Origin of the sequence: Legionella londiniensis, assembly GCF_001467825.1 — a bacterium.
GTDB lineage: Bacteria > Pseudomonadota > Gammaproteobacteria > Legionellales > Legionellaceae > Legionella_A > Legionella_A londiniensis.
The window spans coordinates 357,283-370,503 of the sequence record NZ_LNYK01000016.1; the positions used below are offsets into that span (position 1 = coordinate 357,283).

A 13,221-nucleotide genomic window follows, 5' to 3' on the forward strand; every position below is an offset into this window, starting at 1 on the left:
GCCGTAAAGGCGAAGGTTCGGAATATCGATGATAAGGAATACACGCTCTTAATTATAATGAATTAACTTGAGAAGTGTATGGCCGCAAATATCTATTATTTTTCTCTTCCCGACATCAAGTGCATGGGATGTGTGGGCGCGATAGAAAGTAAATTAAATCAAAAAAAATCTGAATTACAAATTGACAGCTTTGCCATTGATTTACTCACGAAGAAGCTGACAATTATTGTCAGAAAAGATGCCAGAGGATCAAAAGAACAATTTACTGGAACCATATGCAGTCTTTTCCAAAATTACAATTGTGTGGAAATGAACACTGAAGTTTCGGAAACTTTCTGGCAAAAATTGGCGCACTACCGCTGGCTGTTGGGATTGATTGGAACTTTAGGCGGTGCGGGCTTATTGATTTTATCCTTATTCGCAGGCGGACTTCCCCTTGGCGTCATGATTGCTTTAGGTGCTGCAAGCACGCTTTTGACTTTGCTTTTAGGGGCTGAATTTTACTGGCAAGCGGCAAAAAAGCTCCTTAAAGAGCAAACATTGACTATGGATACTTTATTTGCTGTCAGCACCATTACTGTACTGGCCGTTTCGATTTCTGCATTTTTCTTCCCGGCTCTTCCCATGATGTTTGAAGCCGGTTTATTGATTTTCGGGTTTCGCCATATTGGCATTGCCATAGAAGAATCGATTAAAAATTCCGCAGGATTTCGTAGCAGCTTTAAAGACAGGTTGCCTCAAACGGTTACCAAGGTGCTCTCCAATAGTGAAACTGAGAAAAAACCTTTATCTGCCATTCAGGTAAATGAGGTTATTTTAATCAATCCGGGGGAACTGGTTCCGCTTGATGGTTACTCCGAGACTGAGGAAAGTGTTATTTATGACACTATTGCCACGGGTTCCATCTTGCCGCGAGTCGTTAAAAAAGGCGAAAAACTGCTGGCCGGCATGCGTTTAGCGGATGATGCCTTCCCTCTTTGCCTTAAAGTTTCAGCGACGACTGAGGAGTCTTATCTGGCACAGCTGGACGAACATATCGCGCGTGCCCATACAGAAAAAGCGCCGCTGGAAACCTTTACTGACAAAGCCCTGCAGTATTTCATTCCAGCCGTATTAATCATCGCGCTGACTTCAGCTATTGCGCTGAGTTTCTTTTTCCCACCGCTTGTGGCTATTCAATTTGCAACAGCTGTACTGGTATCGGCTTGTCCCTGCACGCTTGGGTTTATTATTCCGCTCGCTGTTAAAATCGGGACAAATAAAGCGCTTGAGCACGGCGTGCAGTTTAAAAACGGCAAAACATTGCAGGATGCTGAACAAATTAACTGCGTTGTTTTTGATCTGAATGGGACTTTAACTGAAGGGATTCCAAGGGTTTCATCCTATAAAGCTTTGGCAGGCAGCAAAATGAGCTCCAAAGAAATGTTGACCTATCTTGGATTGCTTGAGCAAGAATCCACTCATCCTGTGGGGCAGGCCATCAAGCAGTTTGCGAGCAAGAATTCCCTTTCATCATCTGAATTCAGGGTAACCAATCGTCAGGCCAGGAATACAGGCGTGCAGGCAGTAATCAGCAATGTGCAGTATAGCGTTGGCAGTCAAACAATGATGCAACAGCTTGGCATCGAAATTCCAGTTTTAGAGGTTAAACCCCAGTGTGGGGAAAGCGTTATTTATCTTGCCCGCGAAAAAGAAATCGTGGGATTTTTAGTCATGAGCGATCCCTTGCGCCATCAGGCCCGCCATGCAGTGGATTCATTAAAAAAACTGGGTAAGAAGGTATATATCTGCACGGGAGCTGACGAAGCGACAGCCAGACGTTATGGTTGGGAACTTGGTATCGATGCAAACCATATTTTTGCGCAATGCAACGGCTCAGACAGCGGCGAAAAGAGTAAAAATGCATTTATCAAAAAATTGCAACAAGGCGGGGATAAGGTAGCCATGATAGGGGATGCGGGTAATGACGCATTGGCAATTGCCGCAAGCGATTTTGGAATTGCCGTCAAATCTAAATTTGGAGACGGCGTTACCCAGGAAAACGCGGGCGCCATAGTACAAAGCGGATCCTTAACGCCTATCGTCAGTGCTTTTGCCGTGGCAAAGCAGACGGTAAACAACATTAAACAAAATTTAATTTTAAGCCTAGGCTATAATCTCCTGGCTTTGATGCTCGGAGTCGCAGTAGTGGCTATCGGCTTTTCAATCCATCCTGCCCTGGGAGTTGTGTTAATGATTACCCAAAGCAGCTTAATATTGCTCAATGCCTACCGCTTCAAGCAACAGGTCTTGGAGCATTTGGAGGCTCCAGCAAAAGAGCGGCCGCTTGCAATCTCGGACAGTCACAGGCAAGTGCAGGATATGCTGCCTAACAATGAGAAAAGCATGGTACTTGAAGAGACTATAGGGAACGAGGAAAGCCGAGACCAATATTCTGCTTCAATCTCGCATCAACAAAATATCAATACTGGGGAAGGATTGCAGAACACAGGTTTTCCAAATTTAGTTTGAAATGCAAAAGAAGGCGCCGTAGCCCGTTAGCCTATTGTCATTGGTAAGCTTAGGGAATAATTCCCCGATTATGACTTCGACTTATTCGGGCTGCGCTGCCTAATTATTTATTGGGTCGAAGTAGGTGTAAAAGAGCTTCTTTCTTCCTCGTCTCTTTCTTCAACTTCAACAAGCTCAGGTTGTGTTTGCTCACGTTCGATTTTGGTTTGAACGTGGTTCTCGTTTTCTGCCTGAATTGCAGGGACATGGTTTACATTTGCAGATCGAGCAAGATGATCATGTGCATAGGGATTGGATCCCCGTATTGGTGATTCTTCTTGGGTGATTTCTGCCAAGTTCTCTTGCTTCTGCGCCATTGCCCTTTGCGCTACAGGCATTAAATAAGCCGTTAAGGCAGGAACGGCAGTGGTTAACGCGCCAACGCCTGCTCCTATCCCTGCGCCAATTAAGATGCCCGCCAGGGTGCCTACCCCTGGAATTGGGATAAGCGAGCCCAAAATAGCCCCGATGCCTGCACCAATGGCAGTGGTAGCGCTGCCGGTTAAACCGACGCCGAGGAGTTTTGCAAAGGCAGATTGGCTTTTGATGGCCTGCGCTACGCCTGAAATACCTACACCTGTCGCAAGCCCAAAGCCTGCGCCAATGGCGGCACCTATTCCTGTGCCAATCCCCGGAAAGACAAATGTACCAAGGGCAGCCCCGATGGCGGCGCCTATTCCCGTAGAGGCAACAGTGGTTGCCGCCGTCCCAAACAGGCGGCCAAGTGGGCTATTGCTGAATAAACGGCTAAGGCCCACGCCGCCTGTTGAGGCAACGGCGCCAACGCCCGCACCGGCTGCCGCGCCAATTGCAGCCCCTAATCCTGTACCAATACCGGGAAGAGCAAAAGTTCCAACCAGCATACCGACAATCGCGCCAACCGCAGCGCCGCCTGCAGTGCTCGTGGCAATTGCCGCTGTTTCCAGGGCAGGACGTTTGACAGCTTGCCAAAACTGCATCAATCTGCCCGGTTGATTCTCGGATTGCTTAAGCTCAGATTCTTTAAGCTGTTTTTGTTGATATAACCTTTCATGATCCAGCAATTTTGATGTAATTGCAGCAAAGGCCATATCTGCTGCAGAGGGGTTGGATTGCAAAGGCAAAGAAGTCAAAGGACCGCTCATGGCCATGATCATGGAATTGACTAATTTATTGTGCACATAATCTTTGCCATACATATCCACCAGTTTATTATAGTTTTCCTGACCCATGGCATCTTTAAGCTCCTTGCGTAATTCACCTTCGGGAGTCAATACAGTTTCTCTTGCTTTGGCAAAGATATTTTTGATAAATTGGCCGATTGCATCCCGGCTGTTTTCGGGCAATTCGTCGGCAACCCATGGGGCGAGCTTACCATTTTTATCGAAAATTGATCCGGTTTCTGCTTCTTGAGTCTGGGATTTTCTACCCCTATCCTGCGTTGTTTTTTCAATGATCTTTATTTGAGTTTCATAACTTATCTGACTGTCTTTTATTTGTCGATTAAAAAAATCACTGATGTATTGTTCAAAGCCAGGATCATTGATTGGCAGTTTATTAAATACTCGTTCTAATTCGTCGCCTTTGCTTTTGTCTTCTAACGCTTTCTTGATGCGGCTTGAAAAATTTTCCTCAAGGCGTAAATTCAGGGAGTAATAAAAGAGCTGGCTTTTTAAGCTCAATTCTTTTGCTGCCTCTTTATCTTCAAGTTGATTGATTTCTTCATGAATGGTTCTATGGATGGTTTCCAGAGCTTTTGAAAATTTATCATCACGATAAAAATCGATATCTTCTTGGATTGTTTTTTCAAGTGTTTCAAATGTCGATTTTACAGAAGAATTGTTGGGAAGATTTTGGTCAGAAAATTCTCTATATTGCCTTAATATTGTATTTTTAAAATCACGATTATCAATATTTTGATTTTCACTGATTCGACCTTTTAATTCACGTAGTTTTTCTGACGATACCTCATTATTTTGATCAATTATCCCTGTCACCAAATTATATACATCATCATTATTTAAAGCTTGACGCAATTCTTGATTCAAGGAATTGTGGCTTTCTACAGCTATAACCGAGTTGTTATCCTCTATCCAGCTATTATTGTATAATAATGTTGCTTGGCGCTTATCAAGTGGAGCAGTAGCATTTTGGATAACCATCAAACTCCATTCGCCTGGGGAGTTTTCTGGAATAACAAGTCCAAGAGTACATATTTGATTATTTTTATCGCGATAAGCAAAGCGTAGAGTGGTGCGCTTCAGTCTCTCGGGATTAAAATTCTCTCTTTGCATCTCAGTTTTATTAAGATATAGCAGAAAAATATCCTCAACTAAGCCTCCATCAAAACAGCCTTGCCGATAATGGTTTTTATAAACCGATTCTTGTAAGCATTCATTTTTAAAATCAGCAAAAGTTTTTCCGCTGAAATCAACCAGCCTACTTCTTGGAAGGTCGTTCTCAATAACAGTTTTGTAACCTTCATTATTCACTTTAATAAAGTCTTCATATCCTTCTTTGTCGGTGTAACTTTGAAGAATATCAGTAAAGCTACCAGATAATTTTTTTGGCATTATGAACTCGTCTATGCTTAAATTTTGACTTACTATCATTATAAATCTGCAATATTAAGGAAATATTACAAAAAAATACCTATCGATTTATCTGTACGCTGATATTCGCAGCATTTCTAACCGCATCCGGTTTGCTGACCTGAATACCGAGTTGAGTCACCTGAAATTCCTCTTTAATCAGGGTTGCCACGTTTTCGGCCACCGTCTCGATTAATTTGAATGAATTATGTTCAACGTACTCTGTTATTTTGGAGCAAATGGCTGAATAGTCTAAGGTGTTTGCCAGATCATCGTGGCAGCTCTCAAGGTTGCAGGGGATGCTGATATCAATAAGGAGGCGTTGTAAAATGCGCTGTTCCCAGGCGTGAGTACCTATTCGGGTGTTTACCGCAAGACCTGTGATTTCAATTTTATCCATATGTATATCCTTTTGCTATATCAGTGGGGCAGGGCTTACGCATGAAAAATTAATTTGATTTTTAAATTTCCAATTACCCCGTCTTGCGAGCAAGTCGCGGGACGTAGATGTCAAGTATTTTTCATGCGCAGGCCGGCCTTTGCTAATCCAGGCAACATCTCTACATGTCTCTCTGGCATGTATGTTAAACTAACTCTATTTGCAATGAGTATATCTATGACCAATGTTGCCCAGTCATTGTTTATCCGCAGTTTACAAAAAAAACCAGTCGAGCGCACGCCTGTCTGGCTGATGCGCCAGGCGGGGCGGTATCTTCCTGAATACAGAAAAACCCGCAAAGAGGCAGGTGATTTTTTAAATTTATGTAAAAATCCGGAACTCGCCTGTGAAGTCACTTTACAGCCTTTAAGGCGCTTCAGGCTTGATGCAGCAATCCTTTTTTCCGACATTCTGACTATTCCCGATGCCATGGATTTAGGCCTTTATTTTGCAGAAGGCGAGGGCCCAAATTTTAAAAAGCCAGTGCGCAGCTTAAGCGAGATTGAGGCTTTACCTGTACTGCATGCAAAAACTGATTTGAGCTATGTCGAGCAGGCTGTACGCCTCATCCGTGGGGAGTTGCCGGCTCACTTGCCATTAATTGGCTTTGCGGGGAGCCCCTGGACGCTTGCCTGTTATATGGTGGAAGGAAAAGGGAGCCGCGACTTTCGCCACATTTTGCAGCTCTTATATGATGACCCGGACGCTTTATCCCTTTTGCTCGATAAGTTAGCCCAAAGCGTCAGCGGCTATTTAGAGATGCAGATTGAAGCGGGCGCTAATGCGCTGATGCTTTTTGATACCTGGGGGGGGATTTTGACCACCCGCAATTACCAAACCTTTTCTCTGTATTATATGGCGTCTATTATTCAATATATAAAGCAAAAACACTCCAATGTACCGATTATTTTATTCACCAAAGGGGGCGGGCTTTGGCTTCATGAAATGGCGGAATCCGGATGCGATGCCCTGGGGCTTGACTGGACCTGTGATTTGGGTGGGGCAAGAAACAAAGTAGGTGAAAAAGTCGCTTTGCAGGGGAATCTCGATCCTGCTGTATTGCGCGCGTCTCCTGACCGTATTCGGCAGCAGGTGAAAGAAGTTTTGGATTCTTTTGGCCATGGGTCAGGGCATATTTTTAATTTAGGGCATGGCATTACGCCTGATATCTCTCCAGATCATGTTGAAGCCATGATAAATGCGGTACATGAATTAAGCCCTTTTTATCACCAGGAATCAAGATGATTATCGAAAGTACTTTTAAACCGGCCTGGTGGCTTACAAATTCGCATGCCCAGACCATGTATCCGACTCTATTGCGAAGGCTCAATGCACCTGTCACAAAACTTGAGCAATTAGAGCTTCCCGATGGTGATTTTTTAAATCTGGCCTGGGCAGAAGGTGAATTGGAATCCACCGCGCCGCTTGTCATTTTATTGCATGGTTTGGGCGGCAGTCTGTCTTCTTCTTACATCCCAGGGTTGATGCAGGCCTGTAATCAACATGGCTGGCGCAGCGTTCTGATGCATTTCCGCGGCAGCGGCGATAAACCCAATCGGCTGCTTCGCGCCTATCATTCAGGAGATACAGAAGATCTAAATTATTTTTTGCAAGAGCTTGCGCATAGGGAACCCGCAACAAAAAAAGCCATCATAGGCGTCTCGTTGGGGGGAAATGTGCTTTTAAAATGGCTGGGTGAAACAGGCGGCCAGTCTTTTATTGAAACAGCCGTTGCAGTCTCGGTACCTTTTGATCTGCGCCTGGTGGCTGATCGTATCCATCAGGGTTTTTCAAGAGTGTATGAGAAATACCTCTTAAAAAAATTACAGAAATTATTTGTCCGAAAGCTTGAAAACCACAAAGGCGATGTTCCTCCTGCTTTAAAAGAGATGGATAAATGGACCTGTTTTTGGACTTTTGATGAATATGTCACAGCCCCTCTTCATGGATTCAAGCATGTTCATGCCTATTATCGAACAGCAAGCTCAAGGCGATATTTATCAGCCATTCAAACGCCGACACTCATCATCCATGCGCTTGATGATCCATTCATGACGCCAAAGATTTTGCCCGCAACTTCTGAGTTATCCCCGCAAATACAATTGGAGCTCAGCCCAAAGGGAGGACATGTTGGATTTGTGACAGGGCATATTCCAGGGCACCCTGTTTACTGGCTGGATGTTCGTATACCAACGCATTTAGCGCATTACTTGTGATTGCCAGGTTTAAATGCGCGGCTCAGTTGTAAAGCCATTTCAAGTGATTGTTCATAGTTTAATCTCGGATCAACGAGACTATGATAGGCATGTCTTAAGTCGTCGGCAGTCAATCCACGCGCACCGCCAATACATTCTGTGACATTTTCACCCGTTAGTTCAAAATGAACACCGCCCAGGTAGCTGCCGCAGTCGCGATGAATCTTTAGTGCCTGTTGCAGCTCAGATAAAATATTATCAAAATGTCTGGTTTTAATGCCCTGAGGGGTTGTTTCCGTGTTGCCATGCATAGGATCACAAGACCAGGTAACGGGAATCCGGCTTTTTTGGACTGCCGCAATTAAAGAGGGAAGATGAGAGGCAATATTCTTTGTGCCCATGCGGGTAATGAGCAATACCCTGCCTTCTTCACCCTGGGGATTCAGCGTTTGAAGTAATTTCAGGAGATCTTCAGGTGTTGTTGCAGGGCCAATTTTGATTCCAATCGGATTTTTTATACCCCGTAAAAATTCCACATGTGCGCTTTCGGGTTTGGCTGTCCGCATGCCTATCCAGGGCAGGTGGGTGGACAGATTATACCATTCTTTGTTTTTTACCTGTCTTGTTAAGGCTTGTTCATAATGAAGATGCAAGGCTTCATGCGACGTATAAAATTCTACATTATTCAGATTGCTGTTGCTTAAGCCGTCTATGGATTCAAGAAAATCCAACGAATCGGCAATTGAATGAGCAATCGATTGGTATTCTTTGGCTTGAGGTGAATGTTCAAAAAAACGCAAATCCCATTGCTGCGGGTGATGCAGGCTTGCAAATCCTCCAGCCAGCAATGCGCGAATAAAATTTAAGGTCATGGCAGCACAACTATATCCCTGCAGCATTAATTTGGGATTAGGTGTCCTTGCCTCAGGAGTGAATTCCGGAGAATTCACTAAATCTCCCCGATAGCTTGGTAACTTGACTCCGTCGATGGTTTCAAAATCAGAAGAACGGGGTTTTGCGTATTGGCCCGCGATGCGGCCAATTCGTACGATGGGCTTGCGCATCCCATAAATCAGTACGAGGCTCATTTGCAGGAGAATTTTCAGCTTGTTGCTGATGATATCAGAGCGGCAGTCCTGAAATGATTCAGCACAGTCTCCCCCTTGTAAAATAAATGACTCGCCTCGGCCGGCACTGGCTATAGCTTCCTTCAGGCGTTTGACTTCGCCGCTGCTGACAAGAGGCGGGAGTAATCGCAATTGTTCTACCACACGGTTTAACTGTTCCTCGTCAGGATACGTTGCGGCTTGCTCATACGAAAACTGCTGCCAGGAAAGGGGTGACCAATCTTGCATAAAAACCCTTGCTGCATTTATTAAACCCCAAGTATGCAATGAATGTACAATTGCTGCAAGATAACTGGCACTGCAATTTTTGCTATTTGCCCTTGATTTATGAATAATTAGCCCCTAATTATTATCCTTAATCATTATCTAAATCTTTTGGAGCGTTTTATATGACTGAAAAAAAGAATAAAGACTGGCAAAAAGTCAGAGAAGATGGAAAAAAATCCGAAGAAGAAGCATTGGAAGAATTAATTGAGGAAGCGGAAGAACCGGATGCGGGCAGCGCTTCTCTTGAACATCCCTCCTATGAAGAGTTGGAAGAAAAATTGACACTGGCAGAACAGCAGGCTCATGAAAATTGGGAAAAAGCCGTACGTGCCCAGGCTGAGCTGGAAAATGTCAGACGCCGCGCCGAGCGTGAAGTAACTAATGCCCACCGCTATAGCCTTGAAAAGTTTGTAGACGCTTTGCTTCCTGTAGTCGACAGCATGGAGCATGCGCTGCAATCGGCCAATGAGCAGGCGGATGCGGCAACGAAAGAGGGACTTGAATTAACGCTCAAACTCTTTTTGGATGTTTTACAAAAATTCAACGTTGAGCAGCTTAATCCTGAAGGGCTTGTTTTTGACCCCAAGCTTCATGAAGCAATGTCGATGCAGGAAACCTCAGAAGTACCCCAAAATACAGTATTAACTGTGTTCCAGAAAGGCTATAAGTTATATGACCGTGTTATTCGCCCGGCAAGAGTTATTGTGGCCAAAGGCAAAGCTGGACAAGAAAAATAAAGAATGACTTGAAATCCGTTTTTAAGTCCCAATATTACATTCATATCACGAAATAACCCATAGATCGGAGCAAGAGAAAAAATGGCAAAAATAATCGGAATTGACCTTGGAACCACAAATTCATGTGTTGCCGTTATGGAGGGCGACAAGCCGCGCGTTATAGAAAATGCAGAAGGTCATCGAACTACCCCTTCAATTGTAGCTTACACCGAGGAGGGTGAAATATTGGTTGGTCAGGCAGCCAAACGTCAGGCGGTTACCAATCCAGATAATACGCTGTTTGCTATCAAACGTCTGATTGGACGCCGCTATGATGATCCAATTGTACAAAAGGACATCAAAATGGTGCCCTACAAAATCATTAAAGCCGATAATGGCGATGCCTGGGTACGTGTTAAAGGCGAAGATAAAGCCCCGCCGCAGATTTCAGCAGAAGTCTTAAGAAAAATGAAAAAAACTGCGGAAGATTATCTTGGCGAAGAAGTTAAAGAGGCTGTTATCACAGTACCTGCATACTTTAATGATTCCCAGCGCCAGGCTACCAAAGATGCAGGCCGCATTGCAGGTCTTGAGGTGAAGCGCATTATCAATGAGCCTACTGCCGCGGCGCTGGCCTATGGCATGGACAAGAAGCGCGGCGATTCCATCATTGCTGTTTACGATTTAGGCGGGGGTACTTTTGATATTTCCATTATTGAAATCGCCGAAGTTGATGGTGAGCATCAATTTGAAGTATTGGCAACGAACGGGGATACGTTCCTCGGCGGCGAAGATTTTGATCTCGCCCTGATTGAATATTTAGCTGCTGAATTCAAAAAAGATACAGGCATTGATTTACATAACGATCCTTTAGCGTTACAGCGACTTAAAGAAGCAGCGGAAAAGGCAAAAATTGAATTATCCTCTTCTCAGCAAACGGATGTGAATCTGCCTTATATTACAGCGGATGCTTCAGGTCCCAAGCACTTAAACATCAAGCTCACCCGCGCCAAGCTTGAATCATTGGTTGAAAAACTGGTAGAGCGCACTATTGAGCCCTGCAAGATTGCATTGAAAGACGCGGGACTCAGCGTGGATAAAATCAACGAAGTGATTCTCGTTGGCGGTCAAACCCGCATGCCTATGGTGCAAAAAACCGTGCAGGAGTTTTTCGGCAAGGAACCCCGCAAGGATGTGAACCCTGACGAAGCTGTAGCGGTTGGGGCTGCCATCCAGGCTGCTGTGTTGTCTGGGGATGTAAAAGATATTCTGTTGCTTGATGTAACGCCGCTTTCTTTGGGTATTGAAACTTTGGGCGGTGTGATGACCAAGCTGATTGAGAAAAACACCACTATCCCGACTAAAGCCACTCAGGTATTTTCCACGGCTGAAGATAATCAAACGGCTGTTACCGTGCATGTGTTGCAGGGCGAGCGCGAACAGGCTTCCGCAAACAAATCCCTGGGTCGTTTCGATCTCACCGATATTCCGCCTGCACCGCGTGGCGTGCCGCAAATTGAAGTGACTTTTGATATCGACGCTAACGGAATCCTGAATGTATCTGCCAAAGATAAAGCGACCGGGAAGGCTCAGTCCATTGTGATTAAGGCTTCCAGCGGTTTGTCGGATGAAGAAGTTGAAGCTATGATCAAAGATGCCAAATCTCATGCAGAAGAGGATAAAAAATTCAAGGAATTGGTAGAGCTGCGCAACCAGGCGGACAGTCTCATTCACAGCAGTGAAAAATCCGTAAAAGACTTGGAAGGTGAGCTGTCAGAGGAAGAGAAAAAGAGCATTGAAACGGCTATTTCTGAATTGAAAGAAGCCATGAAAAGCAATGATAAAGCTCAAATTGAAGACAAACTAAAAGTCTTAAGCAACGCTTCTCAAAAAATGGCGGAGCGCATATACGCGAAAAAGTCTGCAGAAAGCCAGCCTAAGCCTGAATCAGCACAAAAAGAATCTGCTAAGGCAGCGGATGAAGGGATTGTAGATGCTGAGTTTGAAGAAGTGAAAGAAGAGGATAAAAACAAATAGATAACAGGTCATGAAAAGTAGCGGCTCGGATTAAAGCTTCGTCTTATCCGGGCTGCAATATGATTCTGACTCAAGTCCAGCAGCCTCGTTTCAGTACTTTTATTGTACATACCGGGCTATAATATGGTTGATGATGATTTTTTGAAATAAGAAGTGTGAGCTTTCCATGCAACAGCAGGATTATTATGAACTGCTTGGCGTCAGCCGTAGCGCAAGTGATGCCGAGATAAAAAAAGCCTACCGTAAAATGGCTATGAAGCTTCATCCGGATCGTAATCCCAACGATAAAGAAGCTGAAGAAAAATTTAAAGAAATACAAAAGGCGTATGCCATTTTGTCCGATCCCCAAAAGCGGGCTGCTTATGATCAATATGGCCATGCAGGTGTGGATCCTGCCATGGGCGGCGGGCATGGCTTTGGCGGTTTTGGTGGTTTTGGAGATGTATTTGAAGACATCTTTGAAAATATTTTCTCTGGCGGACGAAGGCAGCAACACGCTCGCGGACAGAGAGGGGCTGATTTACAGTTTAACGTCCAGCTAACCCTGGAAGAAGCGGCTCTTGGCAAACAAATTGAAATTAGCGTCCCTCGCCATGTTAATTGCCATACCTGTGGAGGTTCCGGCGCTAAAAAGGGCACATCTCCAAAGCAATGCGACACATGTAACGGCATTGGCCAGGTCCGCATCCAGCAGGGATTTTTTTCCATACAGCAAACATGTCCTAATTGCCATGGGGAAGGGACTATAGTGACCGATCCTTGTGCTGATTGTCATGGTCAAGGGCGTGTCCGTGAAAGTAAAAAATTGACTGTCAAGATTCCTGCAGGAGTTGATAATGGCGATCGGGTGCGTCTAAGCGGAGAAGGAGAGGCTGGCATTCACGGAGGGCCTGCGGGTGATTTATATGTGCAAATCAACATTAAGGCACATCCCATTTTTGAACGGCATGAGAATGATCTGCACTGCGAAGTGCCCATCAGTTTTGTTACCGCAGCCTTGGGCGGTTCAATTGAAGTACCCACCCTTGAAGGGCGAGTCACGCTAAAAATTCCCGCTGAAACTCAAACTGGAAAATCATTCCGCCTCCGCGGTAAAGGAATGAAATCTGTGCGGGGTTACGGTACGGGCGATCTTATCTGCAAAGTAGTGGTTGAAACGCCAGTTAATCTCTCCCGTGAACAAAAAGAGCTATTGATGAGCTTGCAGCAGTCACTCGATAAGGGAAAACACTCTCCCCGCTCCAGTTCCTGGTTTGATGGAGTAAAAAAATTTTTTGAAGATATGAAATTTTAAACGGTGTCTGGCACCATCTAAAAATT

The 13,221-nt window shown here is 44.7% G+C and carries 9 protein-coding genes; 6 read left to right on the forward strand and 3 right to left on the reverse strand.

The features are described from left to right. The first annotated feature begins 78 nt into the window (after positions 1-78). Entirely contained in the window at positions 79-2,511 is a 2,433-nt protein-coding gene (locus Llon_RS07420; protein ID WP_058529416.1) for a heavy metal translocating P-type ATPase, read from the forward strand. Positions 2,512-2,618: 107 nt separating this feature from the next. Here the strand turns inward: Llon_RS07420 and Llon_RS07425 are convergent, their stop codons facing one another. Together Llon_RS07425 and folB are read right to left on the reverse strand one after the other, a co-directional pair. Continuing rightward, a complete protein-coding gene (locus Llon_RS07425; protein WP_058529417.1) occupies positions 2,619-5,102 on the reverse strand; it encodes a glycine zipper family protein in 2,484 nt (827 codons plus the stop codon). Positions 5,103-5,181: 79 nt separating this feature from the next. After that, positions 5,182-5,520, reverse strand: coding sequence for a dihydroneopterin aldolase (folB, locus tag Llon_RS07430; protein ID WP_058529418.1), 339 nt, complete (start codon positions 5,518-5,520; stop codon positions 5,182-5,184). A gap of 216 nt (positions 5,521-5,736) precedes the next feature. Between folB and hemE the strand changes: the two genes are divergently transcribed. Together hemE and Llon_RS07440 are read left to right on the forward strand one after the other, a co-directional pair. Further along, a complete protein-coding gene (gene hemE / locus Llon_RS07435; RefSeq protein ID WP_058529419.1) occupies positions 5,737-6,804 on the forward strand; it encodes a uroporphyrinogen decarboxylase in 1,068 nt (355 codons plus the stop codon). Further along, positions 6,801-7,775 (forward strand): hydrolase, encoded by a 975-nt coding sequence (locus tag Llon_RS07440; RefSeq protein WP_058529420.1) that lies wholly within the window; start codon positions 6,801-6,803, stop codon positions 7,773-7,775. Before hemE ends, Llon_RS07440 begins: the two co-directional genes overlap by 4 nt. Here the strand turns inward: Llon_RS07440 and Llon_RS07445 are convergent. Continuing rightward, positions 7,766-9,109, reverse strand: coding sequence for a 3-deoxy-7-phosphoheptulonate synthase class II (locus Llon_RS07445; protein ID WP_058529421.1), 1,344 nt, complete (start codon positions 9,107-9,109; stop codon positions 7,766-7,768). The two genes, Llon_RS07440 and Llon_RS07445, sit on opposite strands and share 10 nt — an antisense overlap. A gap of 161 nt (positions 9,110-9,270) precedes the next feature. Here Llon_RS07445 and grpE point away from each other — a divergent pair, with 161 nt between their 5' ends. The 3 genes from grpE (at position 9,271) to dnaJ (ending at position 13,195) form a co-directional block, all read left to right on the forward strand. Beyond that, positions 9,271-9,885 (forward strand): nucleotide exchange factor GrpE, encoded by a 615-nt coding sequence (gene grpE / locus Llon_RS07450; protein ID WP_058529422.1) that lies wholly within the window; start codon positions 9,271-9,273, stop codon positions 9,883-9,885. Between the two features lie 81 nt (positions 9,886-9,966). After that, positions 9,967-11,901 (forward strand): molecular chaperone DnaK, encoded by a 1,935-nt coding sequence (gene dnaK, locus Llon_RS07455; protein ID WP_058529423.1) that lies wholly within the window; start codon positions 9,967-9,969, stop codon positions 11,899-11,901. Between the two features lie 166 nt (positions 11,902-12,067). Further along, complete coding sequence (gene dnaJ, locus Llon_RS07460) at positions 12,068-13,195, forward strand: molecular chaperone DnaJ (RefSeq protein WP_058529424.1); 1,128 nt, start codon at positions 12,068-12,070, stop codon at positions 13,193-13,195. The last annotated feature ends 26 nt before the right edge of the window (positions 13,196-13,221 follow it).

What these genes read in the sequence shown, in the direction of transcription:
- Llon_RS07420 (WP_058529416.1), top strand. Translation starts at nt 79, where the DNA reads ATGGCCGCAAATATCTATTATTTTTCTCTTCCCGACATCAAGTGCATG.
- Llon_RS07425 (WP_058529417.1), bottom strand. Translation starts at nt 5,102, where the DNA reads ATGCCAAAAAAATTATCTGGTAGCTTTACTGATATTCTTCAAAGTTAC.
- folB (WP_058529418.1), bottom strand. Translation starts at nt 5,520, where the DNA reads ATGGATAAAATTGAAATCACAGGTCTTGCGGTAAACACCCGAATAGGT.
- hemE (WP_058529419.1), top strand. Translation starts at nt 5,737, where the DNA reads ATGACCAATGTTGCCCAGTCATTGTTTATCCGCAGTTTACAAAAAAAA.
- Llon_RS07440 (WP_058529420.1), top strand. Translation starts at nt 6,801, where the DNA reads ATGATTATCGAAAGTACTTTTAAACCGGCCTGGTGGCTTACAAATTCG.
- Llon_RS07445 (WP_058529421.1), bottom strand. Translation starts at nt 9,109, where the DNA reads ATGCAAGATTGGTCACCCCTTTCCTGGCAGCAGTTTTCGTATGAGCAA.
- grpE (WP_058529422.1), top strand. Translation starts at nt 9,271, where the DNA reads ATGACTGAAAAAAAGAATAAAGACTGGCAAAAAGTCAGAGAAGATGGA.
- dnaK (WP_058529423.1), top strand. Translation starts at nt 9,967, where the DNA reads ATGGCAAAAATAATCGGAATTGACCTTGGAACCACAAATTCATGTGTT.
- dnaJ (WP_058529424.1), top strand. Translation starts at nt 12,068, where the DNA reads ATGCAACAGCAGGATTATTATGAACTGCTTGGCGTCAGCCGTAGCGCA.